Origin of the sequence: Brevundimonas sp., assembly GCF_035626535.1 — a bacterium.
GTDB lineage: Bacteria > Pseudomonadota > Alphaproteobacteria > Caulobacterales > Caulobacteraceae > Brevundimonas.
The window spans coordinates 1-25,667 of the sequence record NZ_DASPNO010000031.1 but is presented as its reverse complement, the minus strand read 5'-3'; the positions used below and the strand labels follow the sequence as shown (position 1 = coordinate 25,667).

Here is a 25,667-nt window from a genome sequence, read left to right as displayed (position 1 = left end):
AACCTGGCGCCCGCGGGACCTGTGTCGGACCAGCTTCTGCGGCGTGCTGACCTGATCGTGGTCAACGAGACGGAGGCGGCCTTCTACGGCGAGGCGCTGCATCAGGGCGGCGGCCGGGTGGTGACGACCCTGGGCGCCGAGGGCGCGGTGATGCACCAGCGCGGGGCCGAGATCGCCCGCGCCGCGCCGCCGAGGGTGACGGCGGTGGACGCGACGGGGGCGGGCGACGCCTTCGTCGGGGCGATCTGCGTGGCGCTGCTGGAGGGGATGGAGCCGGAGGCGGCGCTGCGCTTCGCCTGCGCGGCGGGGGCGCTGGCGGCGACGCGGCCGGGGGCCCAGCCCTCGCTGCCGACCCGGACCGAGGTCGAGACGATCATTACCGCGTCGTAACTTGGGGCGGGGCGCGCCGCTGATAGGGTCCGGTCCTCTGTTCAGACCTGATACCGGGGGACTGCCCACATGACCCGCACCGCCGCGCTTTTGGGGGCCTCGTTGCTGGCCCTCGCCTCGCCCGTGTTCGCCCAGACGGCCGCGCCGATCAGCGTGCCGCCGCTGGAGTACACCCATCGCGAACTGGCCAACGGGCTGGACGTCTACGCCATGCCCGATCCTGCAGCGGGCACCGTCACGGTGACGCTGTGGTACGACGTCGGCGGCAAGGACGACCCGCAGGGCCGCAGCGGCTTCGCCCACCTGTTCGAGCACATCCTGAGCCGCAAGACGGTCAACCTGCCGTACGGACATATCTCGACCATGGTCGAGAACGCCGGAGGCAGCCGCAACGCCTCGACCGGGCAGGATTTCACCAACTACTACGAGACGGTGCCTCCGCAGTATCTGGAGACGATGTTGTGGACCCACGCCGAGCGGATGGCGCGGCCGGTGGTCGACCAGGAGGTGTTCGACACCGAGCGCTCGATCGTCCAGGAGGAGCTGCGCCAGCGCGTTCTGGCCCCACCCTACGGCCGCTTCCAGCGCTTCGTGATCGGCGACAACGCCTTCGACGAGAGCATCTATCGGCGCAGCGTGATCGGCTCGCTGGAGGAGCTGAACTCGGCGCGGATCGAGGACGCGCGGGCCTTCCACGAGGCCTACTATCGTCCGGCTACGGCGACGATGATCGTCTCGGGCAATTTCGATCCGGCCCAGCTGGACCGCTGGGTCGACCAGTATTTCGCCGGCATCCAGAATCCGTCGCGCCCCGTGCCGGTGCTGGAGCGGCCGGTGGAGACGCCGCGTACGGCGCCGCGGATGGTCGACGCCTATGCGCCCAATGTGCCGCTGCCGGCGGTGGGGATCATCTATCCGGGCGTGCCGGCCAATCATCCGGACGCGGCGGCGCTGGACGTGATGCAGGCCATCCTGTCGCAAGGCGAGAGCTCGCGGCTGTACCAGTCGCTGGTCTACAGTAGCCAGCTGGCCTCGAACGCCGGCTTCGGCGTCGGCAGCAATGAAGAGGACGGCTCAATCACCGTCTCGGCGGTCGTGGCGCGCGGCAAGGCCATCGCCGACGTGGAGGCGGCGCTGGATCGCGAACTGGCCCGGATGCGCGACGAGCCGGTTACGGCCGCCGAACTGGCCGAGGCCAAGACCGAGATCGTGGCGGGCGCACTTCGCCAGCGCGAGACCGCCTCGGGCCGGGCCTTCATCCTCGGACAGGCGATCGTCAGCGAGAACAATCCGAAGGCGCCGGACGAGCATCTGGCGGCGGTGCAGGCGGTGACCGCCGCAGACGTGCAGCGCGTGGCGCGGACGTATCTGAACGATCAGGCGCGGGTGTCGCTGCGCTATCAGGACGAGAGCGCTCGGCCCGCGGGCGTGCCCGAGGACAGCTGGCGCAATCCGGCGCCGATGCCGACCTTCCTGACCGTGCCGCCGGCGATCCTGCCGCCCAACGAACTGCTGCCCGAAGGTCAGCGCATGGCCCCGCCGGCGCTGGGCGAGGCCCGGACCATGGCGACGCCGCAGGTGGTCGAGCGCCGCCTGTCCAACGGCCTGCGGGTGATCGCGGCCAAGTCGACCGAACTGCCGATCATGAACGCCCAGCTGGTCATCGCGGGCGGGGCGGCGGCGGATCCGGACGACCGCGCCGGCCTGGCCTCGATGACCGCCGGTCTGGCGACGCAGGGCGCCGGCGGACGCTCGGCTCCGGAGATCGCCCGCACGCTGGAGGCGCTGGGCGCCAACATCGGCGGCGGCGCGGGCGCGGACAACACCACCCTGTTCGTCTCGGCCCCGATCGCTTCGGCCGACGCGGTGGGCGAGGTGGTCGCCGACGTTGTCATGGAGCCGGCCTTCGCAGCCGAGGAGCTGGAGCGCAGCCGGACGCAGGGGATCAACGCCCTGACCGTCAACCTGCGCCAACCGGGACCGCTGGCCTCGCTGGTGCTGAACCGTCTGGCCTACGGCGGCGCGGCCTATGGGCGGCCGGCGAGCGGCACGCCGGAGAGCCTGGCGCGGCTGACCCGCGAGGATGTCACCGCCTTCCACGCTCGCTGGTGGAGGCCCGACAACGCGACGCTGATCGTCACCGGCGGCATGACGCCCGACGAGGCTTTCGCCTTCGCGGAGAAGACCTTCGGCGGCTGGTCGGCGCCGGCCGGCGCCGCTCCGGCAGCGCCAGCCCGCGCGGGCGAGGTCCCGCCGCCGCGCATCGTGGTGGTCGATCTGCCGGGCGCCGGACAGGCGGCCGTGACGGCGGCGGTGCGCAGCCCGCGCCGCGCCGACGCGGCCTGGTATCCGCTGGCGGTCGCCAACAGCATCATCGGCGGCGGGCAGAACGGCCACCTGTTCCAGGAGATCCGGGCCAAGCGCGGCCTGTCCTACGGCGCCAGTTCGTCGCTCGGCTCGCGGGTCGACGGCGGGCTGCTGACCGCCGCGACCCAGACCAAGAACGAGAGCGCCGCCGAGGTGGTCGGCCTGGTGCTGGCCGAGTTCGACCGGTTGCGCACCGAGGCCGTGGACGATCAGGCGGTGACCGACCGGGAGACCTACCTGACCGGCGCCTTCTCGCGGAACCTCGAGACGACCGGCGGACTGGGCGGCTTTCTCGCCGACGCGGTCACCTACGGCCTGCCGCTGAGCGAGATCGAGGCCTATCCGGCGAAGATCAACGCCACCGATCCCGCGAGCCTGATGGCGGCGGCGCAGGCGGTCAGCTCGGAGCAGGCCTACGTCGTCGTGGTCGGCGAGTCGTCGATGTTCATCGACGCGCTCCGGGCCGCCTATCCGGACGTGGTGGTGATCCCGTCCTCGGAGCTGGATCTGAACAGCCCGACGCTGGGGCTGTAGGGACCGCCGGCCGGATCGCTTTTCCTCCCCGCGCTTCGGCGTGGGGAGGGGGACCGCGAAGCGGTGGAGGGGCTGGTTGACCCAGCCCCGCTACCGACCACCCGCCGCCGCTTGGATACCTGCAAGAACGCCGTCCAGATTGTCGCGGCTTGAGAGGGCGGGGTAGCGCACAGGCGTCACCCCGCGCGCTTCCAGCCAAGCCTCCCTTCTACGATCATGCGCCGAATGCTGACGGCGGAATTTGAGGCCGTTGAGTTTGTGGCCCTTCAGGCCGCGCCAGAGCCGCGCTTCGGGCGGCGTCATATGGCGGCGCATTCTGGCAGCGCGCTGGTAGATGATCGGATCTGAAGCCACCAGCCCCTCCACCGCTTCGCGGTCCCCCTTCCCATTGCTGCGCAACGGGGAGGAAAGGCCAGAGGCTTCCTATCGGAGGTTGATCAGCCGGCCCGGAACGCCGCTATCGCGTCCACCGTCTTGCGGACGTTCGCCTCGATGCCGGCCCAGTCGCCGGTTTTCACCGCAGCGTCTGTGACCAGTTTCGAGCCCATGCCGGCGGCGACGATGCCGGAGCCGAACCATTTCGCGATGCTGGCCTCGTCGGGGTCGACGCCGCCGGTCGGCATGATCTTGGTCCACGGCATCGGGCCGAGCACGGCCTTGACGAAGTCGGGGCCGCCGACGCTGGCGCCGGGGAACAGCTTGACGATCTCGCAGCCCAGCTCGTGGGCCTGACCGATCTCGGTGACGGAGCCGCAGCCAGGGAAATACGCGGTCATGCGCCGGTTGCAGACGCGGGCGACTTCGGGGACCAGGCAGGGGCTGACCACGAAGCGGGCCCCGCGGTTGAGATAGAGCGAGGCCGTGCCGGCGTCGACGACCGAACCGATGCCCAGGATGACGTCCGGGTCGGTGCGCTGCAGCTCGCGGGCGATGTCGCCGAACAGGTCGCAGGCGAAGTCGCCGCGGTTGGTGAACTCGACGGCCCTGGCCCCGCCGCGGGCGCAGGCGCGGATGACGTTGAGGCTGACCTCGGGGTCCGGGTGATAGAAGACCGGGGCCACGCCCTGGGTCTCGAGGGCGGTGAGAACGGCGAGGCGGTCGTGGGGCATGGGATGGCTCCTGTCCGTCCTGACTTGACCGTTGCATCGCGCGCGTCAAGACGTGGGGCGATCAATCCCTGCGACGGAACCGGAGCGGCGGCAGACGGTTTCCTGAGCCGATGACCGCCACCTTCCTGTCACTTTTGCTGCTCGGCTCGGCGCCGCAGAGCGCGCCTCCGCCCCCGCCTGAACCCGCGCCGGTTTCGGAAGTCGCCGCGCCGCCGGATATCGAGCTGTCGATCACGGCCCGTGCGGACGAGATCCGCTGGCGGCAGGTCGGATCGATCTCGGTGCGGGCGTGGAGCGAGCCGACCGGCGCGATCATCGAGGAGAATCTGAGCACCGGCCTGCCGCGGCCGATCCCCGGCCAGCGGACATTCCGCAACGTCGGATGGCGGTTGCGCGCCGCGGCGACGATCGCGGCCCCGCCGCCCCGGATCGAGATTGAGGCCGGCGCGCCGTCGGCGACTGCAACCCCCGAAGGAGACCCGGAATGAAGCTCTTGCTGACGGGCGGCGCGGCCGCCGCAGTTCTGTTCTGCGCCGGCGCGGCAGCCGCCCAGACCCCGCCGCCCTCGCAGGTTCCGCCGGTCGAGCCGCTGTCGAGCCAGAGCTACACGGCGCCGACCGATCCCTCGGCCGAGCCGGACGTGCTGCTGGACGTGCCGAACCTGTCGGTCGAGGAGATCACCATCGAGGTGGAAAATCTCGAGGCCCATCTGGCCCTGGAGGCGCGGCTGGCCAATCTGCTGTTCCTGAAGGCCGGCGCCGACGTCACCATCGACAACGTCAAGGTGACCATCAAGGGCGTCGAGGCCCAGGTGCTGCTGAAGGTGCGGCTCGACAACGTGAGGCAGATCATCGACCGGACGCTGACCACAATCGACCGCAATCCGGAGATTCTGGAACGGCTGCTGACCACGGTCGACAACACCGTCGATACGGTCGGTGGAGTGGCCAACACCACGCTGCAGCCCGGAGGCGTGGTCGACAATACGGTCGGCGCCGTCGGCAACGTGGCCGGCCAGGCCGTTCCGCCGCGGCAATGATGAGCCCCTCTTCGCAACCCCAGAAGGAGACTTCCATGAACACCCTGACACGCCTCGCCCTGATCGCCGCCTTCGCCGCCGCGCCGCTGGCCGCCTGCACCCAGCAGGAGGCCGACAACGCCGCCGACAACGCCGGAGAAACCGTCCAGGATGCGGGCTCCGCGGTAGCGGACACGGCCGGCGACGCCGCCAACGCGACCCAGGACGCGGCGGGGAACGTGGCCGCCGAGACCCGCGACACCGTCGATGGCGCGACCACGACGACCGAGCAGACCTCCGTCCGCGCCGGCGAGGACGGCATCGCGGTCGAGAACACCGAGACGCAGCGCTAGACGCGCAGACGACGTGAGACGGGCGGGCCGCTCCTGAGGGGGGCGGCCCGTTGGCGTTCAGCCGGCCTTCGCCAGCGCGGCGATCCGTTCGACCACGCCGCTGTCCACGTCGAACAGCGGGTCGAGGACGGTGAAGTGGTTGAGACCGGGCAGGGCTTCGTAGCGGGTCTCGACGCCCCGCGCGCCCCACAGGTCGGCCATCATGCGCGACTGGCGCAGGAACTCGGGGCTCTCGTCGCCGCCGACGAGGCAGTCGAGCACCGTGCCGCCGGGGGTGGAGCCGTCGGGGACCGGCCAGTGGACGGGGCTGAGGGCGGCGGCCTCGGCCTCGTCGAGACGCAGGGCGACGTTGAGCGAGGTCGGGATCAGGGGAGCGAGGTCGAAGATTCCGCTGAGGGCGACGGCGGCCGAGGCGCGGCCTTCGGACAGCATGCAGGCGGCCATGTGGCCTCCGGCGGAGTGGCCGAAGACGACGGGGCGCACACCGGTGCGGGCGCGCACGGTGTCGGTGGCGGCGCGGACCTGACGCAGGATTTGGCCGAGGCGGACGGCGGGGGCGAGGTCGTAGCAGGGGATGGCGAGGCTGACGCCGTGGGCGAGCAGCGCCGGGGCGAGGCCGGAGAACCAGCTGCGGTCGAGCGCCTGCCAGTAGCCGCCATGCAGGAAGACGGCCACGGGCGCGTCGTCACCGGCCGGGAACAGGTCCATGACCTCGCGCTCGCCGGGGCCGTAGGCGATCTCCAGCGGCGGATGGGCGGCGCGGGCGGCGGCGGCGGCGGCGCGCCAGCGCAGCATCACCGCCTGGTGGTCAGGCACGCGGGCGCGGTTGTTGTATTCGGCCTCGAGGTCGATCGCCGCTTCGCCCTTACCCGTCACGCCGTCATCCGCTAGACAACCCCCGACACCCGGGAGGACCGCCGCCATGATGACCGCCATCTTCGTCTTCATCAAATGCGAGCTGGGCCACGCCAACGACGTGGCGGCGGATGTCGTCGACAATGTCGAGCACGTCTCGGAGGTCTATTCGACCTCGGGCCAGTACGATCTGCTGGCCAAGTTCCAGCTGCCGAAGGACCTGGACATCGGGACCTTCGTGACGCGGTCGGTGCAGACGCGGGCCAACATCCGGGACACCTTCACGGTGATCACCTTCTCGCCGTTCTTGCCGGGCGGACGCTGACGCGCCAGCCTGTCGGGGTTGGACTCCGGAGGAGGGGACCATGATCCAGGGCGTCGCGTTTCCGATTTCCGCCGGCCTGATCGGCCTCGCCTTGCTGGCGGGCAAGCTGGGACAGGACGGCACGGCCTATTTCCCGCAAGCACTGCACGACGCGACCGTGGCCTGCGCCCTCGGGTTCCGCGAAGCCGAGGTCATGGATGAGCACCGGGCGGGCTGGTACGGCCGCCACCTGCGCGCCGCGGGAGAGTCGCCGATCTTTGACGGGTCGCGGCCGGCGCTGCGCTTCACCTGGCTGAGGTCCTTTCATGCGCCGGTGGTGATCCGCCTGAACCCGACGACGGACGGCGGGGTGCTGATGACGGCGACCGAGTTGTCGGGAAAGGGCGGCTATGACCCCGGGGGCGTCACGCGACGGATCGAACGACGCCTGTCCGCGGAAGAGAGCGCCGCCGTGGCCCGGGTGCTGGAGACGACGGGCGCCCTGGCCCAGAGGCCAAGGGACTGCGATCTCGGGCTGGACGGCGCGCAGTGGATTCTCGAGTCCGCCGGACCCGAAGGCTATCGGTTCGTGGACCGCTGGAGCCCGCGCGAAGGGCCCGTGCGAGAGTTGGGCCTGCACCTTATCGGGCTGACCGGCTGGACCTACGACGCGATCTACTGAGCGATATTTCTGGCGAACCTGACCCTGCGTCAGCGGGAGGGGCCTGCTAGCTTCTTCCGACGGAGGCGCGAATGACCGATCTGGAAATCTTCCGCGCGGAGACGCGGGCGTGGCTGGAGGCGAACTGCCCGGCCGAGTGCCGCGGGCCGGTGGCCAGCGACGAGGACCGGGTGTGGGGCGGGCGCAACGCGACCTTTCCGACGCCGGCGCACAAGGTCTGGCTGGAGCGGATGGGCGCGCGCGGCTGGACGGCGCCGGAATGGCCGAAGGACTACGGCGGCGGGGGGCTGAGCCGCGAGGAGGCCAAGGTGCTGGCGTCGGAGATGCGCCGCATCGATGCGCAGTCGCCGCTGGCCAGTTTCGGGGTGTGGATGCTGGGGCCGGCGCTGCTGCAGTTCGGGACCGAGGAACAGAAGCGGCGCTTCCTGCCGGAGATCGTGCGCGGCGAAATCCGCTGGTGCCAGGGCTATTCCGAGCCGGGGGCGGGGTCCGACCTTGCCGCAATCCAGACGCGGGCCGAGGATCGCGGCGACCACTGGATCGTCAATGGGCAGAAGGTGTGGACGTCCTACGCCGACAAGGCGGACTGGATCTTCTGCCTGGTGCGGACGGACCCGGAAGCGCCGAAGCATCTGGGCATCTCGTTCGTGCTGTTCGACATGGCGACGCCGGGTGTCAGCACGCGGCCGATCACCCTGATCAGCGGCAAGAGCCCGTTCTGCGAAACCTTCTTCGACGACGTGCGGGTGGAAAAGGCCAACCTCGTCGGCCCGCTGAATCGCGGCTGGGACGTGGCCAAGCATCTGCTGGCGCACGAGCGGACCATGATCGGGGCCATGGGCGAGATCGCCGGCGGGCGGCCGCTGGGACAGGTGGCGACCGGGTCGATCGGGCTGGACGACGACGGGCGGCTGGACGAGCCGATGCTGCGGGCCCGGATCGCCGAACTGGAGGTGGACGCGGCGGCGTTCCGGCTGGCCATGGAGCGAACGGGCGATCTGGCCAAGGCCGGGCAGGCCCATCCGGCCATCGCCTCCGTGCTGAAATATTACGGGTCGGAGCTGAACAAGCGGCGGCATGAGCTGCTGATGTCGGCGGGCGGATCGGACGCGCTGGAGTGGGAGGGCCAGCGGTCCCGCGACGGAGCGATGGCGCGCGACTGGTTGCGGACGAAGGCCAACTCCATCGAGGGCGGGACCAGCGAAATCCAGCTGAACATCATCGCCAAACACCTGCTGCAACTGCCGGGGGCGTAGGCACAACACTCCGTCGTCACCCTCGGGCTTGACCCGAGGGTCAGACGGAGCGGCGAGCGCGGTGATCGCAAGTCGGGCGCCGTGCGACGGATAATCTGATCCTCGGGTCAAGCCCGAGGATGACGAGGAAGAGAGAGCGGATGCCGCTGATCCTGACTGAAGAGCAAGCCATGCTGAAGGAGGCCGCGGACGGCTTCCTGAGCGAGAACGTGCCGATCCCGCATCTGCGGAAACTGCGCGACAGCCGCGATCCGGACGGGGTGTCGCGCGAGCTGTGGCGGGCCTTCGGCGAGATGGGATTCGCGGGAGTTGTAATCGCTGAGGAACACGGCGGCTCCGGCCTGGGTGCGGTCGAGGCGGGAGTCGTGGCCGAGGCTCTGGGGCGGACGCTGACGCCGTCGCCCTTCATGGGCTCAGGCGTGCTGGCGGCGACGGTGCTGAAGGGCGGCTCGGGCGAGCAGCAGGCGGCGTGGCTGCCGAGGATCGCCGCGGGCGAGGCGATCGTGGCGCTGGCCGTGGACGAGGGGCCGAAGCACGCGCCCGCGCGGATGACGGCCATGGCCGGGCGGTCGGGCAACGGGTTCAAGCTGAACGGGGCCAAGGGGTTTGTGCTGGATGGCCACGTCGCCGACGCCCTGATCGTGGCGGCGCGGACGGACGAGGGGGTGGGCCTGTTCCTCGTCGATCCGTCCACGGACGGTGTGGCGGTCGAACGGACGGTGATGGTCGATGCGCACAATGCGGCGCGGTTGACTCTGACCGACGTGGAAGTCGACGCGGACGCCTTGATCGGTTCGGTCGAGGGCGGAGAGGCGCTGCTGGAGGGGGCGCTGAACCTGGGCCGGGCGTGCGCGGCGGCGTCGCTGACCGGGGCCGGGGATCAGGCGTTCCAGACAACGCTCGAGTATCTGCGGACCCGCAAGCAGTTCGGTAAATTCATCGGCGAGTTCCAGGCGCTGCAGCACCGGGCGGCGCATCTGTTCTCTGAGCTCGAAATCGCCCGGGCGGCGGTGATGGGCGCGCTGCAAGCGCTCGACGCGGGGCGGGAGAATTCCGGATTGGCCGTGTCGGTAGCCAAGGCCAAGGCGGGCCGCGTCGCCGAACTGGCGGTGCAGGAGGCGGTGCAGATGCACGGCGGCGTCGGCATGACCGACGAGTTCGACGTCGGCTTGTTCATGAAGCGGGTGCGGGTGCTGAACGAACTGCTGGGGGATGCCGGCTTCCATCACGAGCGGATGGCGCGAAGCCAGGGGTTCTGACACTGTGGGCGGATGCTGTTGACTGTACTCGCCGCCGCCGCCGCCTTCGCCGCGCAGGAGCCGCAGGTGGTGAACGGCGTCATCGTGCGACCGGAATGGGAGCGGATCCCCACGCCAGAAGAGATGAGACGGCCCGCGCATACCGACTGGTCACCCCAGGGTGAAGTGGTCCTGCTGTGCACCGTGGTGAACGACGGCCGTATTGACGATTGCAAAGTCCAGCCGCCGGCACCGGCCGACCAACGCGTGACGGCCTATGCGGTCGGGTTGACCCGGTTCGTGCGGCACAACACCCGCCTGCAGGACGGTAGCTCCGCGATCGGTTTGAAGGTCCGGATTCCGATCCGGCTGGAAACGACCGAATCCTGAACGGCGCGCGACGAGGGTGGCAGCCCGTGGATGGGGCGGGTAAACCTCGTCCCACGGGAGACGACGCACCATGACGACGCGGACCAACGCGCCTGCCTATATGCCGGGGTTCGGCAATCATTTCTCGACCGAGGCGGTGGCCGGGGCGCTGCCGGAGGGGCGGAACTCGCCGCAGCGGCATCCGCTGGGGCTCTATGCGGAACAGTTGTCGGGGACGGCGTTCACGGCCCCTCGCAGCGAGAACCGGCGCTCGTGGCTGTACCGGCTGAGACCGTCGGCGCAGCATCCGGCCTACAGGCCGTTCGGGCAGGGGCTGGTGCGGTCGGGGCCGTTCCACGAGGCGCCGCCGTCGCCGAACCGGATGCGCTGGGACCCACTGCCGATCCCGGGCGAGCCGACCGACTGGATCGAGGGCTTGGTGACCTACGGCGGCAACGGGGATCCGGAGGCGGGTCTCGGGACCGGGATACATCTGTATGCGGCCAACCGGTCGATGACCGACCGGGTGTTCTACTGCGCCGACGGCGAGCTGCTGATCGTGCCGCAGCAGGGCGAACACGCCTTTGTCACGGAGATGGGACGCATCGATGCGCGGCCCGGCGAAATCGTGGTCATCCCGCGCGGGGTGCGGTTCCAGGTCGAGGTGACCGGGCCGGTGCGGGGCTACGTCTGCGAGAACTACGGCGCGGCGTTCCGGCTGCCGGACCTGGGGCCGATCGGCTCAAACGGCCTGGCCAATCCGAGGGATTTTCAGACCCCCGTGGCGGCCTTCGAGGACGTCGACCGGCAGACGGAGTGCGTGCAGAAATTCGGCGGGCGGCTGTACAGCACGACCTTCGATCACAGCCCGCTGGACGTGGTCGGCTGGCACGGCAACTACGCGCCGTACAAATACGACACGGCGCGATTCAATACGATCGGGACGGTCAGCTTCGACCATCCGGACCCGTCGATCTTCACGGTCCTGACGTCTCCGAGCGACACGCCGGGGACGGCCAACGCCGACTTCGTGATCTTCCCGCCCCGCTGGATGGTGGCCGAGGACACCTTCCGGCCGCCGTGGTTCCACCGCAACGTGATGAGCGAGTTCATGGGGCTGGTGCACGGCGAATACGACGCCAAGGAAGGCGGCTTCGCGCCCGGCGGGGCCAGCCTGCACAACTGCATGAGCGGGCACGGGCCGGATCAGGCGTCCTACGACAAGGCTGTCAGCGCGGAGCTGAAGCCGGTGAAGATCGAAAACACCCTGGCCTTCATGTTCGAGACCCGGATGCCGATCCGCACCACGGAATGGGCGCAAACCTCGCCGACGATGCAGCTCGACTACGACGACGTCTGGACCGGGTTCGAAAAGGGCCGAGTGAAATGAAGCGCCTCGTGATTCTGGCGGCCCTGTTCGCCGCCGCCTGTCAGCCGATGCCGGCCAACGGCGGCAAGACCGATCTGGTCCAGGCGGCTCCGGCGACCGAGACGCAAGCGGCCCAGACTCCGGCCGCCGCCGCGGCGGACTGCGCGCAACGCGGCGGCAAGATGCTGCCGCAGGGGCGGATGCAGACGCTGCAGTGCGTCGTGTCCTACAGCGACGCCGGGCGCCGCTGCACCGACGGCGACGACTGCCAGGGCGATTGCCGGATCGAGGACGCCGCCGGGACGCCGCACGCCGGAACCGCCGCGGTCGGCCAGTGCCAGGCCACAAGCAGCCGGTTCGGCTGCTACACCACGGTCGAGGGCGGCAAGGCCGAAGCGACGATCTGCGTCGACTGAGACGATGCATCCGGCGGCGAACGGCGGCGTTTCCGCCTCATGAACCTGGCTGAGATCGCCGCCCTGCTGGGCCTGAACCTGGGCCTGACGCTGGCGGCGGCGGCGGGCCTGTGGGCGCTGTCGCTGCGGCGGGCGGGAATCGGCTTCGTCGACGCCGCGTGGCCCTTGGGCATGGCGGCGCTGGCGGGCGTGACCTTTCTCCTCACCGAGGCCGACCCGGTCCGCAAGGGGCTACTGCTGTGGCTGGTGGCGCTCTGGGCGCTGCCGCAGGCGTGGCGGCGGCTCTCGCGAACCGCGCGCGCCGTGGCGGACGCGCGCTACGCCGCCGTGGCGGAGGATCTGGCCGCCCGGCGGGGCTGGCGCCCGGCCCGCATCCGGCTGTTGCTTTGCTTCCTGCCGCAGGGCGCTCTGATCTGGCTGACGTCCTTGCCGGTGCAGCTGGGGCAGGTCGACTTCCTCCCGCCGGTCGGCTGGATCGGCTGGACGGGCGCGATGCTCGCCGTTCTGGGCATAGGCCTCGAAGGCTGGGGGGCGCTCAGGCTGACGGCGGCCCGGAAGACGCCGGCCGCCACCGCCGCCATGGGCTGGGCGCGGCGGTGGTTGAACCGGCCCGACTATCTCGGCGACCTGGCGGTGTGGTGGGGGTTGTTCCTGATCGCCGCCGAGACCGGGCCGGGCCGGTGGTCGCTGATCGGGCCGGTCTTCCTGACGTGGGCGCTGGCCCGCTGGGCGAAGACGGAAAACCCCCGCCGCGTGAGCGACGGGGGCTGACCGTTCGACGTTTCACGCGGGCGTCATGAGCGCCCGCGGTCATCCGTCTTACTGACCCGGGTTCGCCGTCGACGGCGAGGTGTTGGGAGTGTTTTCGGTGGTCATGCCGCCGTCGGCGTTGCCGCCTTGCTGCTCGGCCGCATCGGCCTGCTCGTTGAGCGCGGTTTCCTGCGACTCGCTGGTAGCGGCGTCAGCCTGCTGCTCCAGGCCGTCAGCCTTTTCCTCGGCGGCGTTGTCGGCCGGGCTGTTGCAGGCGGCGAGGCCGGCGAAGGCGAAGGCGGCGACGGAGGCGATGATCAGCTTACGCATTGAGGGAGTTCCTTCCACAGTGGAGCCCGGATAATGCGCCGCTTCGAATTTGGTTCACGCCCGCGTGAGCGATGCGTGAGACTCCGACCTATCCGGCCTGCGAGAAGGCCACCCGGGCGGCTCCGAGCAGCGCCGCATGCTTGTGCAGGATAACGTGGGTGGGGATCGCCGCCATGTAGTCGGTGAATCGGCCCTTGCGCTCGAACCGTTCACGGAAAGGGCTCGCCTGCAGGAAGGGCAGGATGCGCGGGGCGATGCCGCCGGCGATGTAGACGCCGCCGCGCGCCCCCGTGGTCAGGGCGATGTCGCCGGCCACGGCGCCGAGGATGGCGCAGAAGCGGGCGAGGGTGGCGCCGCACGGGCTGTTGTAGTCCTCGAGCGCTTCCTGGGTGATCTGGGCCGGATCGTCGATGTGGGTTTCGCGCCCGTCGATCTCGGCCAGGGCGCGGTGCATGTTGAGCAGGCCGGGGCCGCAGATCAGCCGCTCGATGGAGACGCGGTCGTAGCGGCGTCGCAGGATGCGCAGGATCTCGTCCTCGACGGGATCGCCGGGCGCGAAACAGGCGTGGCCGCCCTCGGACGGCATGGCCAGTTCATTGCCGCGGGCGTCGCGGACGAGGGCCGAAACGCCGAACCCGGTGCCTGGGCCGAGCACGGCGATGGTCGAGTGGGGGTCGCCCTCCTCAGGGCCGCCGAGCGACGCCAGCTCCTCCCGGGGCACGACCGGCGCGCCCCAGGCCAGGGCCTCGAAGTCGTTGATCAGGCGCACCGGATCGAGGCCGAGCGTGCCGAGCTCTTCTTCGGACACGCGCCAAGGCGAGTTGGTCAGGTCGATGGCGCCGTCGGTGACCGGGCCGGCCACGGCGATGACGCCCGACGTCGGCTTGACGTCGCAGCCGTCGATGAAGGCCTTCACGCCGCCGAGAAAGGTGGGGTGGTCGGCGCCCTTGAAGCTCTCGTGGTGCTCGAGCACCGGCTTGCCGTTGATCATGTGGGCGATGGCGAAGCGGGCGTTGGTGCCGCCGACGTCGCCGACGAGAAGGGTCTTGTCCCAGTTGACGGTCATGCGGCGGTCTCCTGCGGGCGGGCCATCAGGCGTCGACCGCGCGGTCGACGAGGTTCGGATCGGGCTGGCGGTCGTTCCATGCCGAGCCGCCGACCGGACCGGCGAAGCAGATGGAGGCGCCCTCCTCGGCGGTCGAGACCACGTGGCGGAAGGCGCCGAACAGCTCGCGGCCATATCCCCAGGCGGAGCCGCCGGCGTGATCCGCGGAACGCTCCGCCGCCGGGCGCGCGGACAGATCGATGCCGACCGTGGTCAGCACCCCTGCCTCGGGATCGAGCCGGATGATGTCGCCGTCCTGGACGCGGGACAGCATTCCGCCGGCAAGGGCCTCGGGCGAGACGTGGATGGCGGCGGGGGTCTTGCCCGAGGCGCCGGACATGCGGCCGTCGGTGACGAAGGCGACCTTGAAGCCCTTGTCCTGCAGCACGCCGAGAGCCGGCGACAGGCTGTGCAGTTCGGGCATGCCGTTGGCTTTCGGCCCCTGGAAGCGCAGCACCACGACCACGTCGCGGTCGAGCTTGCCGTCCCTGAAGGCCTGAAGCGCGTCCTCCTGGGTTTCGAAGACGGCGGCGGGAGCCTCGATGACGCGGTTCTCCGGCTTGACCGCCGAGACCTTGATGACGGCGCGGCCGAGGTCGCCCTGGACGAGGCGCAGTCCGCCTTCGCGGTCGAAGGGATCGGAGGCGGGGCGGAGGATGTCCGCGTCGAGGCTTTCAGCGACGCCGTCGCGCCAGACCAGCTCGCCGTCGACCAGCGACGGCTCCTGGAAATAGTGATGGATGCCGGGGCCCATGATGGTCTGGACGTCAGCGTGGACGTGGCCGTGCTCCGCCAGTTCGCGGGCCACGAAGGCGACGCCGCCGGCGGCCTGGAAGGCGTTCACGTCGGCCGAACCGTTGGGATAGACCCGCGCGAGCAGCGGAGTGACCGAGGACAACTGGTCCATGTCGGTCCAGTCGATCAGGATGCCGGCCGCGCGGGCCATGGCCACGAGATGGATGGCGTGGTTGGTCGAGCCGCCGGTGGCCAGCAGGGCCACGATCATGTTGACCACGGACTTCTCGTCGATGACGTCGGCCATACGGCCCTCGCCGTTGCGGGCCAGCTCGACGGCGCGTTTGGCGGCGGCGGCGGTGAGGGCGTCGCGCAGGCCGGTCTCGGGGTGGACGAAGGCGGTCGAGGGCATGTGCAGCCCGGCCAGCTCCATCATCATCTGGTTGGAGTTGGCGGTGCCGTAGAAGGTGCAGGTGCCGGGCGAGTGGTAGGAGCCGATCTCGCTTTCCAGCAGGGTTTTCCGGTCGACCTTGTTCTGGGCGTAGAGGCCGCGGACGCGGGCCTTCTCCGCGTTCGGGATGCCCGAGGGCATGGGACCGGCGGGGGCGAAGACCACGGGCAGGTGGCCGAACGCCAGCGAGCCCATGAACAGGCCGGGCACGATCTTGTCGCAGACGCCGAGGCAGATGACCGCGTCGAAGGCGTCGTGGGTCAGGGCCACGCCGGTGGACAGGGCGATGACGTCGCGGCTGAACAACGACAGCTCCATGCCGGGGCGGCCCTGGGTGACGCCGTCGCACATGGCAGGCGTGCCGCCGGCGACCTGGGCCGTCGCGCCGGCTTCCCGCGCCGCCTCGCGGATGATGGCCGGGAAGCGCTCGAACGGCGTATGGGCCGAGAGCATGTCGTTGTAGGCGGTGACGATGCCGACGTTCGGCTGCTGGCCCCCCATGGCGACGAGCTTGTCGCGCACGGGCTGGCCGGCGAAGGCGTGGGCCCAGTTCGCGCAGCTGAGTTTGGCCCGGGCCACGCCGGAGGCGGCGGCGGCGTCCATGCGGCGCAGGTAGTCGGCGCGGCTCTGGCGCGATCGCTCGACGATGCGGGCGGTGACCTCGGCGACGACAGGATTGAGTTGGGCCATTACGCGGCCTCCGTCCAGAGGACTTCCAGCGGCGCGCCGTGAGCAATGAGGGCGGCGATCGGATGGGTGTTCGGATCGCCGGCAGCCTCCCGCTCGAACACGTCGCGCTTCTTCGCACCGGACAGGGCGAGGACGAGGCGGCGGGCGCCGGTCAGGTAGGGGATGTTGATGGACAGACGCTCGAGCGAGGGCGGCATGCCGTCGCGGCCGGCGGCGACGCCGAACACGGTGGGACGAAGCGCCGGACTGAGTAGCGACTTGAGGGCGGGATTCTGGGGGAACATGGAGCAGATATGGCCATCCTCGCCCATGCCGAGAAGAGCTGCGTCGATGCGCCCGCCCTCGGCGGCGAGGGCGTGGGCGGCCACGGCGGCGGCCCGGTCGATGGTGACCTGAGAACTGTAGAGGGGGATAAAGCGGGCGGCCGCGGCCCGGCCGGTCAGCAGGGCGCGCTTCAGCAGGGCGGCGTTGGAGTCCGATGACGTTTCCGGGACGTAGCGCTCGTCCACCAGGGTGACGACGACCTTCGACCAGTCGAGGGGCGCCAGGGCGAGACGGGCGTAGATCGGGGCCGGGGTCGAGCCGCCGGAGCCGGCGAATACGGCCTTGCCGGTCTCTGCGAGGGCCGCAGCCAGGGTATCGGCCAGACGGAGCGCGCAGGCGGCGGCCCAAGCCTCGGCGTCGGGGAAGGTTTCGATCTCAGGCATCGCCGGAGTTCCACTCGCGGCCGGTGCGCGACAGCAGCAGGTCGGCGGCCTCGGGGCCCCAGGTTCCGGCCACATAGTCGTGCGGCCTGAAGGCCGCGCCCTCCCAGGCCTCGGAGACCTCGTCGACCCATTTCCATGCCTGCTCGGCCTCGTCGCGGCGGACGAACAGGGTGGAGTCGCCATGCAGGGCGTCGAGCAGCAGCCGCTCGTAGGCGATGCGACGGCGCGGCGGGGCGGCGGTCTGGTCGTTCTGACCCCAGGACAGGCTCATGCGGATCGGCTGCAGCTGCATGCGCTGGTCGAGACCCGGCTTCTTGTTCATCACCGAGAGGGAAATGTCCTCCTCGGGCTGGAGTTCGATGACGAGACGGTTGGCCTGGATCGAGCCGCGGTCGCCGTGGTCGAAGATCGAGTGCGGCACCGGCTTGAACTGGATGACGATCTCGGTGCGCTTCTCGGGCAGGCGCTTGCCGGTGCGCATGAAGAAGGGCACGCCGGCCCAGCGCCAGTTGTCGATGTCGGCGCGGACCGCGACAAAGGTTTCGGTGTCCGAAGGCGCGCCGCGCTCCTCGTCGTAGCCGGCAACGGCCTCGCCCTCGACGGTTCCGGCGACGTACTGGCCGCGGACGGTGACCCGCTCGGCCTCTTCGTGGGTGATCGGACGAAGCGAGCGGAGCACCTTGACCTTCTCGTTGCGGACCGAGTCCGGATCGAGGTCGGACGGCGGCTCCATGGCCACGAGGCAGAGCAGCTGGAGCATGTGGTTCTGGAGCATGTCCCGCAATGCTCCGTACTCGTCGTAATACGGCCAGCGGTCGCCGACGCCGACCGTCTCGCCCACCGTGATCTGCACGTGATCGATGCTGAGGTTGTTCCACAACGGCTCGAAGATGGTGTTGCCGAAGCGCAGGGCGATCAGGTTCTGGACCGTCTCCTTGCCGAGGTAGTGATCGATGCGGAAGACCTGATGCTCGGAGAAGGCGTCGGCCACGGCGTCGTCGATCTGGCGGAAGGTCTCGAGATCGCGCCCGACCGGCTTCTCGAGCACCACCCGGTCCTCGGGCTCGGCGAGGCCGGCGGCGCGCATGGCGGTGACGATGCGGGCGTAGAGCGAGGGCGAGACGGCGAGGAAGGAGGTGCAGGCCCCGTCGCCGACCTTGTCCTTGAGCGGCTTGAGGCTTTCGGCCGAGGTGGCGTCCACCGCCAGATAATCCAGACGGGCCTCCATGCGGGCCCAGGCGTCGTCAGCCCAGGCGTCGTCGGCCTTCGCCTTGGCCTCGACCGACCGCCGCACCTTGGCGACATAGTCGTCGCGGCTCTCGTCGGAACGGGCGGCGCCGATGATCTTGAGGCCGTCGGGCAGCAGGCCATCGTGCTCGAGGAAGTAGAGCGAGGGCAGGAGCATCCTCATGGCGAGGTCGCCGCCGCCGCCGAACAGCACCAGGGCCGCCATGCGCTCTCCTCAGGTTCAGGTCCCAGCTTGACCGGGAGTTTGTCTGGCCGCTTCCGCGCGTTGCGCCAAGACGTCGAGGACGTCCTGAAACACCATGTGACGGGCGCGCAGCAACACCAGCAGGTGATAGATCAAATCCGCGGCCTCGGATGCGAGTTCCGCATCGGATCCGGCCGCGCCGGCCAGAGCCGTCTCGACGCCCTCCTCGCCGACCTTCTGGGCGGCGCGTTTGGGACCCTCGGCGAGCAGGCGGGCGGTCCAGCTTTCGGCGGGGTCGGCGGCGGCGCGGGCGGCGATGGTCTGCTCCAGCCGGGCGAGGCGGCCGAGGCCCGGCGCGTCCTCGGACCCGAAGCAGCTGACGCGGTTCAGGTGGCAGGCGTTCCCGACCGGCCGGACCTTGAGCACGAGGGCGTCGGCGTCGCAGTCGGGGGTGATGGAGACGACGTGGAGCCGGTCGCCGGAGGTCTCACCCTTGCGCCAGCGGCCGCCGCGGGAGCGGGAGAAGAAGGTGGCCTCGCCGGACACGATGGTCTCGTCGAGGGCGGCGCGGTCCATGTATGCCAGCGTCAGCACCTGCAGGGTGGCGGCGTCCTGGACGACGACGGGGATCAGGCCGTGGCCCTTGGCGAAGTCGAGGGTGGAGGGATCGATCATCTCTATCTCCGCTTATCCCGGCGAAAGCCGGGACCCGGTGCTCCGGGTGACGGTTCCGTCGGGCGTGCGTTCGCTCTGTCGTCCTGAAGCATCCACGCCAGACCAGACAGCACTGGGTCCCGGCTTTCGCCGGGATGAGCGGTTTTCAAAGTCATGGTCTGACCTCCACGCCCGAGTTGATGAGGAACGCCTTCAGGTCCGGGATGGAGAGCGCGCCGGTGTGGAAGACGCTGGCGGCGAGGGTGCCGGAGACATTGGCCTGCTGGAAGACGTCGAGAAAGTGCGAGGCCGCGCCGGCCCCGCCGGAGGCGACGAGGGGAATGGCGAGCCGGGCGCGGGCGGCGGCGAGCTGGTCGATGTCGTAGCCGCGGCGGACGCCGTCCTCGTCCATGCAGTTGAGGACGATCTCGCCTGCGCCGAGGGACTGCGCCTCGACGATCCAGTCGAGGGTGCGGCGGCCGGCGCCCCGGCTCGTGACCGGATCGCCGGTGTACTGGTGCACGAACCAGTCGTCGCCGTTACGCTTCGAGTCGACGCCGACGACGACGGACTGGGCGCCGAAGCGGGCGGCCAGTTCCGAGATCAGGTCCGGGCGTTCGAGGGCGGGGGAGTTGATCGAAACCTTGTCGGCGCCGTGGTCGAGGCAGCGGCCGGCCTGTTCGACCGAGCGGATGCCGCCGGCGACGCTGAACGGAATGTCGAGCAGACGGGCGATGTCGCGCACCCAGCCGTAGTCGAGGGTGCGGCCCTGCGGGCTGGCGGTGATGTCGTAGAAGACCAGTTCGTCGGCACCCTGGTCGCGGTAGCGGGCGGCGAGGTCGGCCGCTTCGCCCATGTCGACGTGGCCCTCGAAGCGGACGCCCTTGACCACGCGGCCGTCCTTGACGTCGAGGCAGGGGATGATGCGGCGGGCCGTCACGAGCGGGCGGACTCCAGCGCCTGTTCGAGGGTGAAGCGGCCTTCGTAGAGGGCGCGGCCGACGATGGCGCCCGAGGCGCCGACGGAGCGGGCGCCGGTCAGGTCGGAGAGGTCGGCGACGCCGCCCGAGGCCTGCAGCCACAGGTCGGGGCGGCGCTGGTGGATCTCGGCCAGCAGGTCGAGATTGGGACCGGTCAGGGCGCCGTCGCGGCCGACGTCGGTGACCAGCAGGTGCCTGGCGGTTCCAGCTGGGTAGCGGTCGAGGGCGGCCCAGAGATCGATGTCGGCGGCTTCCGCCCAGCCCTTGAGGGCTGGGATGTAGCGGTCACCGTCGGCTCTCACGTCGAGGGCGAGGGTGATCCGGTCGGGCCCGAAGCGCGTCAGCCAGCCGGTCACGGCCGGGGGGTCGGTGACAGCCATCGAACCGACGACCACGCGGCTGACGCCGGCTTCGAGCAGACGCTGGATGTCGTCGGCCGAGCGGACGCCGCCGCCGGACTGGATGCGGACGTCGATGGCGGCGGCGAGTTCGCCGATCAGGCCGTGCTGCAGGGCGCGGCCGGCCTCGGCGCCGTCGAGATCGACGATGTGGGCCCAGTCGGCGCCGGCGGCGCGGAATGCGGCGAGGCGGGCGGCGGGATCGTCGTCGTAACGGGTCTCGGCGTCGAAGCGGCCGTGCATCAGGCGCACGCAGACGCCGCCCCTCAGGTCGATGGCGGGATAGATGATCATGCGGTCCCCCGATCCCGGCTGCGCCTCGCCGGAGGATGACGACGACGGAGGGTCATGGTTCGATCTCGAGAAAATTTCGCAGGATGCGGGCGCCGGCGGCCGCGGACCGCTCGGGGTGGAACTGGCAGCCCCAGCGGTTGACGCTGCGCACGACGGCCGGGAGGGGGACGCCGTAGTCGGCGCGGGCGAGGGTCGCCTCGCCGTCGGGGCAGACGTAGCTGTGCACGAAGTATGCGAAGGCGCCGTCCCCGACGCCCTCCAGCAGCGGGTCGGGACGGGTGACGGTCAGTGCGGACCATCCCATGTGCGGCACGGGGAGATCGGCGCCGGGCTCCATCCTGCGGACGGTCCCGGGGATGAGGCCGAGCATCGGCACGCCGCCCTCTTCGCTGGTTTCGAACAGCAGCTGCTGGCCGAGGCAGACGCCGAGCAGGGGGCGTGGGAAGGCGCGGAGCGGCTCGACCAGACCGAGGCCGGACAGCCGGGCCATGGCGTAGCCGGCGGCGCCGACGCCGGGCAGGATCAGACGTTCGGCGTCGGCGATCCCGGCCGGTTCGGCGGTCAGGCGGACCGTGGCGCCGAGCCGCTCCAGCGCGAACCGGACGGAGGCGACGTTGCCCGCGCCGTAGGAGACGACGGTGACCTGGCTCACAGCACGCCCTTGGTGCTGGGCACGGCTTCGCCCTCGACGCGGATGGCCTGACGAAGCGCGCGGCCGAAGGCCTTGTAGACGGCCTCGGTCTTGTGGTGGTCGTCGTCACCGGTGACCGAGACGTGGATGGCCGCGCCGAGATGTTCGGCCAGCGAGCGGAACACGTGGGCGGTCAGGTCGGTGCGGTAGTCGCCGATGAAGGGGGTGCTGAAGGTTCCCTCGAAGACCGGAAAGGGCCGGCCCGAAAGGTCGATAGAGACCGAGGCCCTGGCCTCGTCCATGGGCAGGACGAAGCCGTAGCGGGCGATGCCGCGGCGTTCGCCGAGCGCCTGCTTCAGGGCCTGACCCAGCGCGATGGCCGAGTCCTCTATGGTGTGGTGCGGGTCGGTGTGCAGGTCGCCCTCGCACGACAGGCGCAGCGAAAAGCCGCCGTGCGCCGCGATCTGCTCCAGCATGTGGTCGAAGAAGCCGACGCCGGTGGCGATGGCGACCGGCCCGGGCGCGTCGAGGTCGACGGCGCAGACGATGCGGGTCTCCACGGTGTCGCGGACGGACTGGCCGGTGCGATGCGGCCGCGTGGCAGCCGGGGCGAGGCCGAGCGCGGCGAGCAGGCGCTCGTTGTTGTCGGGCCGGCTGGAAACCGGGAGGCGCAGGCGTTCGCTCGAGAGGTCCGCCGTTACGCCGAAGCGGGCGAGGGCGGCGAGGACCGCGTCGGGGTCGGAGGGGCGGGCGATAATCACGGGTCCGAAGCCGGACTCGACCGACATGACCCGGGAGAGGGCTTTGGTCAGGCGGTCGCGCTCGGCGCGGACGAGGCCGATCCGCTGCCGCGTCTCCATCACGCGTGAGGGGTCCAGCACCTGCAGGGCCAGGCGGATGGACACCTCCGGCAGGGCGTAGGGCTCAAGCACGGAAGCGAGACGGGCGAGGGTTCGGGGCTGCGCGAGCGCCGCCCCGACGCGGACTCCGGCGAGGCCATAGGCCAGCGACAGGCTGCGCAGGACGACGAGATTGGCGTGAGCGTCGAGGAGGGTCGCGGCGGACGGCGTGTCAGCGAACTCGGCGATCCCCTCGTCGATGACGAACAGGGTCGGGGCGAGACGCGCCGCCATCTCGGCTACGGCCTCGGGCGAGCCGAGGCCCCGCACGACCATGGCGCCCGGTTCGCCCCCGGCCTCGGGCCGGGCGTAGAGGGCCGCGAGCGAGCTGTACGGCTCGGCATCCGGCGCCTGGACGGCGAGGCCGTCGCGGGCGGCGAGGCGGAAGACCAGTTCCAGCCCGTGGGTCAGGCCGCGGACGGGCAGAACGCGATCGGCGACGACGCCGTAGACCTCGGCCATGCGGGCGGCGAGGGCGCGGGGCTCGGCCGGATAGCGGTCGAGGCCTTCGCCGCCGGAGACCAGCGGGGCGAAGGGGGCCGGGAGGTTGGTGATCATCGGCCGCTCCTCAGGTCGGCCGCCCGCGCGTGGCCCTCGAGGCCTTCGAGGCGGGCGAGGTGGGCGGCGACGGGGGCGAGGAGGCGCGCGCCGGCTTCGCTGACGGACTGGACCGACATGGAGGTCATGAAGCTGGCCGTGGTGAGACCGCCGAAGGTGCGGGCGGCGCCGTCGGTGGGGAGGACGTGGCTGGGGCCGGCGGCGTAGTCGCCCAGGGTCTCGGCGGCGTGGGCACCGACGAAGACCGCGCCGGCGGCGGTGATGCGGTCGACGAGGACCTCGGCGTCGACGGTCTGCAGGGCGAGGTGTTCGGGGGCGTAGAGGTTGGCCACCTCGACCGCCTCGGAGATGTCGCGGACGCGGATGGCGCGGCCTTCGGCCAGCGAGGCGCGGGCGACAGCGGCCCGGGGCAGGGCTTCGAGCTGGCGCTCCACCTCGGCGAGGACGGCGTCGATATTGGCGCGGCTTTCGGAGACGAGAATGACCTGGGCGTCGGCGTCGTGTTCGGCCTGGCTGAGCAGGTCGGCGGCGGCGATCTGTGGGTCGGCGTCGCGGTCGGCGATGACCAGCAGTTCGGACGGGCCGGCGGGCATGTCCACGGCGGGGCCGCGCGGCAGGGCGGCGGCCTGTTTCTTGGCCTCCGCGACCCAGGCGTTGCCGGGCCCGAACAGCTTGTCGCAGGCGGGGATTTCGTCGTCGTCCAGTTCGACGCCGAAGGTCAGGGCGGCGATCGCCTGCGCGCCGCCGATCAGCCAGAGGGCGTCCAGACCGGCCTCGGCGGCGGCGTAGATCATGGCGGGGTGGACGCCGCCGTCCTTCGCGGGAGGCGTGACGACGACGCGCTCGCGCACGCCGGCGACCCCGGCCGGGATGGCCTGCATCAGCAATGAGGAGAACAGGGGCGCGCCACCGCCCGGGACGTAGAGGCCAGCCCGGCCGATCGGCCGCCAGACCAGGCGGGAGCGGACGCCGGGGGTAGTCTCGAAGAAGGGGGTGTCCTCCGGGCGGGTCGCTTGGTGGAAGACGCGCACGTTCGCGGCGGCGATGCGCAGGCTGTGGGTGGCCGACGGCGGCAGGGCGTCACGGGCGGCGGCGACGGCCTCGGGGGTGACGGCGATGCGGCGAGGCGCGAAGCCGTCGAGCTTCAGGCTCCAGTCTGTCACGGCCGCGCCGCCGCGGGCGCGCACGTCATCGAAAATCTCGCGCACGACGTCGGTCACACGCGCTTCGGTGCGGCGGCTCGGGCGGGCGAGGGCCTCGCGCCTGCCGGCGGCGTCCAGGGTGCTCCAGTCGATCACGCGCATCACATCATCTTCTCGATCGGCATGACGAGGATGGCCGACGCGCCGGCGGCCTTGAGCTTCTCCAGCGTCTCCCAGAACACCGCCTCCTGGCAGACGGCGTGGACGGCGACGGCGTCGTCGCGGCCGGACAGGGGCATGACCGTGGGCGAGCCGGCGCCGGGCAGGATGGCGGTGATCCGGTCGAGGGCAGAGCGGGGCGCGTTGAGCATGACGTATTTGGCGCCCTGCGAGGACACCACCCCGGCCATGCGCTCGATGATGCTGTCGAGCAGGGGCTGCAGGGCGGGCTCGGCCGGGACGGGGGATCGGATCAGCACGGCCTGGCTTTCCAGCACGGTCTCGCGCGCGCCCAGTCCGTTGGCCTCCAGGGTGGCGCCGGTGGAGACGAGGTCGCAGATCGCGGCGGCGAGCCTGAGGCGGGGCGCGACCTCGACGGCGCCGCGCATGGTGACGATCTCGGCGCGGACGTTTTGCTCGTCGAGCCAGCGGCGCAGGATCTTCGGATAGGAGGTGGCGACGCGCTGGCCCTCAAGCGAGGCCGGATTGTCGTAGGCCAGCGACGCGGGCACGGCGATCTTGAGGGTGCAGCGGCCGAAGCCGAGTGGCATGATCACCTCGGCCACGGGGCCGCCGTTACGGGCCTCCTCCAGCACATTCTCGCCGACGATGCCGAGATCGCAGACGCCGTCGGCGACGAATGTCGGAATGTCGTCATCGCGGACGCGCAACAGGTCGATGGGATAGTTCTCGACCCGGTAGAGAAGATCGTTGTTTCCCTTGACCACGCGCAGGCCGGCGTCGCGGACGAGGTCGAGGCTGCGGTCGGCCAGACGGCCGGATTTCTGGACGGCGATACGCAGCCGCCCCTGAACGGTGCTCATGATCTCAACTCACGCTTTCAGGCGGTCCAGCACGAGGCGGTAGCCCTGGTGCGGCATTTCCTTGAGGAAGCGGGCGACCCGCACGACCGTGGTCGGACTGGCCTGGGCCTCGGCGGCGATCTCGCGGTACGACCTGCCGCCGGCGTCGAGCAGCCGGGCGACCTCCCAGCGCTCGGCGAAGGCGCGCACCTCCGACGGCGTGCACAGGTCAGCGAGGAAGGCGTCGACCTCGTCGCGCGTCTTCAGCGACAGGAGGGCGTCGTAGAGGGCGACGCGGCTACGGGCGGTGGCGGCGGCGTTGCGGGGGAGGGAGTCGATCATGACCGTTCCACTATGATGTAACAGTGGAACGGTCAAGCGGCCGGGGATTATGCACTTGACGTACCAAGAGGGAGATGTAGATATGCAGCCGCGTGACAGGCCGGACGAAATCGAGATTACCGAGGCAATGATAGAGGCCGGCGTTGATGCGCTCAGCCGTCTGATTCCGATGGAAGAGGCGTTCCGGTTGGGTGGGGAGGAAGCAGCGGTGGCCGAAACCATTCGAGCGGCTCTGGCGGCTCGTCGGCATACTTGTCGAGGTTCTCCCGCCAGATCATCAGTCGCCAA

At 70.6% G+C, this 25,667-nt stretch carries 30 protein-coding genes; 14 read left to right on the top strand and 16 right to left on the bottom strand.

What is annotated here, in order from left to right:
* Together VEC04_RS04705 and VEC04_RS04700 are read left to right on the top strand one after the other, a co-directional pair.
* Window positions 1-390: PfkB family carbohydrate kinase (locus VEC04_RS04705; protein ID WP_324774348.1), on the top strand; the 390-nt coding region annotated here is incomplete at its 5' end.
* A gap of 69 nt (window positions 391-459) precedes the next feature.
* Window positions 460-3,291: a pitrilysin family protein gene (locus VEC04_RS04700; protein WP_324774346.1), complete on the top strand. Its 2,832-nt coding sequence runs from the start codon at window positions 460-462 to the stop codon at window positions 3,289-3,291.
* A gap of 90 nt (window positions 3,292-3,381) precedes the next feature.
* On the opposite strand, the gene VEC04_RS04695 is transcribed toward VEC04_RS04700, so the two are convergent.
* Together VEC04_RS04695 and VEC04_RS04690 are read right to left on the bottom strand one after the other, a co-directional pair.
* A complete protein-coding gene (locus VEC04_RS04695) occupies window positions 3,382-3,645 on the bottom strand; it encodes an endonuclease domain-containing protein (protein ID WP_324774344.1) in 264 nt (87 codons plus the stop codon).
* Between the two features lie 83 nt (window positions 3,646-3,728).
* On the bottom strand, window positions 3,729-4,400 hold the full coding sequence (locus VEC04_RS04690; protein ID WP_324774342.1) for a bifunctional 4-hydroxy-2-oxoglutarate aldolase/2-dehydro-3-deoxy-phosphogluconate aldolase: 672 nt from the start codon (window positions 4,398-4,400) through the stop codon (window positions 3,729-3,731).
* A gap of 110 nt (window positions 4,401-4,510) precedes the next feature.
* Here VEC04_RS04690 and VEC04_RS04685 point away from each other — a divergent pair, with 110 nt between their 5' ends.
* From VEC04_RS04685 to VEC04_RS04675, 3 genes are read left to right on the top strand one after another with little or no spacing between them, the layout of a single operon-like run.
* Entirely contained in the window at window positions 4,511-4,888 is a 378-nt protein-coding gene (locus tag VEC04_RS04685) for a hypothetical protein (protein ID WP_324774340.1), read from the top strand.
* Window positions 4,885-5,439, top strand: coding sequence for a hypothetical protein (locus VEC04_RS04680; protein ID WP_324774338.1), 555 nt, complete (start codon window positions 4,885-4,887; stop codon window positions 5,437-5,439). Before VEC04_RS04685 ends, VEC04_RS04680 begins: the two co-directional genes overlap by 4 nt.
* A gap of 35 nt (window positions 5,440-5,474) precedes the next feature.
* Window positions 5,475-5,771, top strand: coding sequence for a hypothetical protein (locus VEC04_RS04675; protein ID WP_324774336.1), 297 nt, complete (start codon window positions 5,475-5,477; stop codon window positions 5,769-5,771).
* Window positions 5,772-5,828: 57 nt separating this feature from the next.
* Here VEC04_RS04675 and VEC04_RS04670 read toward each other — a convergent pair whose 3' ends face one another.
* On the bottom strand, window positions 5,829-6,647 hold the full coding sequence (locus VEC04_RS04670) for an alpha/beta hydrolase (protein ID WP_324774335.1): 819 nt from the start codon (window positions 6,645-6,647) through the stop codon (window positions 5,829-5,831).
* Between the two features lie 46 nt (window positions 6,648-6,693).
* Between VEC04_RS04670 and VEC04_RS04665 the strand changes: the two genes are divergently transcribed.
* From VEC04_RS04665 to VEC04_RS04630, 8 genes are all read left to right on the top strand, one after another.
* Window positions 6,694-6,951, top strand: a complete 258-nt coding sequence (locus VEC04_RS04665) for an Lrp/AsnC ligand binding domain-containing protein (RefSeq protein WP_324774333.1) — start codon at window positions 6,694-6,696, stop codon at window positions 6,949-6,951.
* Between the two features lie 40 nt (window positions 6,952-6,991).
* Complete coding sequence (locus tag VEC04_RS04660; protein ID WP_324774331.1) at window positions 6,992-7,612, top strand: hypothetical protein; 621 nt, start codon at window positions 6,992-6,994, stop codon at window positions 7,610-7,612.
* A gap of 71 nt (window positions 7,613-7,683) precedes the next feature.
* Complete coding sequence (locus VEC04_RS04655; protein WP_324774329.1) at window positions 7,684-8,868, top strand: acyl-CoA dehydrogenase family protein; 1,185 nt, start codon at window positions 7,684-7,686, stop codon at window positions 8,866-8,868.
* 140 nt (window positions 8,869-9,008) lie between these two features.
* On the top strand, window positions 9,009-10,127 hold the full coding sequence (locus VEC04_RS04650) for an acyl-CoA dehydrogenase (RefSeq protein WP_324774327.1): 1,119 nt from the start codon (window positions 9,009-9,011) through the stop codon (window positions 10,125-10,127).
* 18 nt (window positions 10,128-10,145) lie between these two features.
* Entirely contained in the window at window positions 10,146-10,496 is a 351-nt protein-coding gene (locus VEC04_RS04645) for a hypothetical protein (protein ID WP_324774325.1), read from the top strand.
* A 70-nt stretch (window positions 10,497-10,566) separates the two neighbouring features.
* Window positions 10,567-11,865 (top strand): homogentisate 1,2-dioxygenase, encoded by a 1,299-nt coding sequence (hmgA, locus tag VEC04_RS04640; protein WP_324774323.1) that lies wholly within the window; start codon window positions 10,567-10,569, stop codon window positions 11,863-11,865.
* Window positions 11,862-12,260, top strand: a complete 399-nt coding sequence (locus VEC04_RS04635; RefSeq protein ID WP_324774321.1) for a hypothetical protein — start codon at window positions 11,862-11,864, stop codon at window positions 12,258-12,260. Before hmgA ends, VEC04_RS04635 begins: the two co-directional genes overlap by 4 nt.
* A gap of 39 nt (window positions 12,261-12,299) precedes the next feature.
* Complete coding sequence (locus tag VEC04_RS04630) at window positions 12,300-13,031, top strand: DUF1295 domain-containing protein (protein WP_324774319.1); 732 nt, start codon at window positions 12,300-12,302, stop codon at window positions 13,029-13,031.
* Between the two features lie 48 nt (window positions 13,032-13,079).
* Here VEC04_RS04630 and VEC04_RS04625 read toward each other — a convergent pair whose 3' ends face one another.
* From VEC04_RS04625 to VEC04_RS04565, 13 genes are all read right to left on the bottom strand, one after another.
* Window positions 13,080-13,340, bottom strand: coding sequence for a hypothetical protein (locus VEC04_RS04625; RefSeq protein WP_324774317.1), 261 nt, complete (start codon window positions 13,338-13,340; stop codon window positions 13,080-13,082).
* 88 nt (window positions 13,341-13,428) lie between these two features.
* Complete coding sequence (gene glk / locus VEC04_RS04620; RefSeq protein ID WP_324774315.1) at window positions 13,429-14,406, bottom strand: glucokinase; 978 nt, start codon at window positions 14,404-14,406, stop codon at window positions 13,429-13,431.
* Between the two features lie 25 nt (window positions 14,407-14,431).
* Window positions 14,432-16,321 (bottom strand): phosphogluconate dehydratase, encoded by a 1,890-nt coding sequence (gene edd, locus VEC04_RS04615; RefSeq protein ID WP_324774314.1) that lies wholly within the window; start codon window positions 16,319-16,321, stop codon window positions 14,432-14,434.
* Window positions 16,321-17,028 carry a 6-phosphogluconolactonase gene (gene pgl, locus VEC04_RS04610; protein WP_324774312.1) on the bottom strand — a complete coding sequence of 236 codons (708 nt, stop codon included), beginning with the start codon at window positions 17,026-17,028 and terminating at the stop codon, window positions 16,321-16,323. Before pgl ends, edd begins: the two co-directional genes overlap by 1 nt.
* Window positions 17,021-18,481 (bottom strand): glucose-6-phosphate dehydrogenase, encoded by a 1,461-nt coding sequence (zwf, locus tag VEC04_RS04605; protein ID WP_324774310.1) that lies wholly within the window; start codon window positions 18,479-18,481, stop codon window positions 17,021-17,023. The genes pgl and zwf overlap by 8 nt, the downstream gene beginning before the upstream one ends.
* Before the next feature lie 15 nt (window positions 18,482-18,496).
* Window positions 18,497-19,135: a bifunctional phosphoribosyl-AMP cyclohydrolase/phosphoribosyl-ATP diphosphatase HisIE gene (gene hisIE / locus VEC04_RS04600; RefSeq protein ID WP_324774308.1), complete on the bottom strand. Its 639-nt coding sequence runs from the start codon at window positions 19,133-19,135 to the stop codon at window positions 18,497-18,499.
* A 151-nt stretch (window positions 19,136-19,286) separates the two neighbouring features.
* Entirely contained in the window at window positions 19,287-20,054 is a 768-nt protein-coding gene (gene hisF, locus VEC04_RS04595) for an imidazole glycerol phosphate synthase subunit HisF (RefSeq protein WP_324774306.1), read from the bottom strand.
* Complete coding sequence (gene hisA, locus VEC04_RS04590) at window positions 20,051-20,785, bottom strand: 1-(5-phosphoribosyl)-5-[(5-phosphoribosylamino)methylideneamino]imidazole-4-carboxamide isomerase (protein WP_324774304.1); 735 nt, start codon at window positions 20,783-20,785, stop codon at window positions 20,051-20,053. The genes hisF and hisA overlap by 4 nt, the downstream gene beginning before the upstream one ends.
* 52 nt (window positions 20,786-20,837) lie before the next feature.
* Window positions 20,838-21,437: an imidazole glycerol phosphate synthase subunit HisH gene (gene hisH / locus VEC04_RS04585; RefSeq protein ID WP_324774302.1), complete on the bottom strand. Its 600-nt coding sequence runs from the start codon at window positions 21,435-21,437 to the stop codon at window positions 20,838-20,840.
* The gene (hisB, locus tag VEC04_RS04580; RefSeq protein ID WP_324774300.1) at window positions 21,434-22,873 is read right to left on the bottom strand and encodes an imidazoleglycerol-phosphate dehydratase HisB; all 1,440 of its coding nucleotides are present in this window, start codon (window positions 22,871-22,873) and stop codon (window positions 21,434-21,436) included. Before hisB ends, hisH begins: the two co-directional genes overlap by 4 nt.
* Window positions 22,870-24,177 carry a histidinol dehydrogenase gene (gene hisD, locus VEC04_RS04575; RefSeq protein ID WP_324774297.1) on the bottom strand — a complete coding sequence of 436 codons (1,308 nt, stop codon included), beginning with the start codon at window positions 24,175-24,177 and terminating at the stop codon, window positions 22,870-22,872. Before hisD ends, hisB begins: the two co-directional genes overlap by 4 nt.
* On the bottom strand, window positions 24,177-25,058 hold the full coding sequence (gene hisG / locus VEC04_RS04570; protein ID WP_324774295.1) for an ATP phosphoribosyltransferase: 882 nt from the start codon (window positions 25,056-25,058) through the stop codon (window positions 24,177-24,179). Before hisG ends, hisD begins: the two co-directional genes overlap by 1 nt.
* A 9-nt stretch (window positions 25,059-25,067) precedes the next feature.
* Window positions 25,068-25,379 (bottom strand): YerC/YecD family TrpR-related protein, encoded by a 312-nt coding sequence (locus VEC04_RS04565; RefSeq protein WP_324774293.1) that lies wholly within the window; start codon window positions 25,377-25,379, stop codon window positions 25,068-25,070.
* A gap of 82 nt (window positions 25,380-25,461) precedes the next feature.
* Between VEC04_RS04565 and VEC04_RS04560 the strand changes: the two genes are divergently transcribed.
* On the top strand, window positions 25,462-25,667 hold a 206-nt coding region (locus VEC04_RS04560), incomplete at its 3' end, for a hypothetical protein (RefSeq protein WP_324774291.1).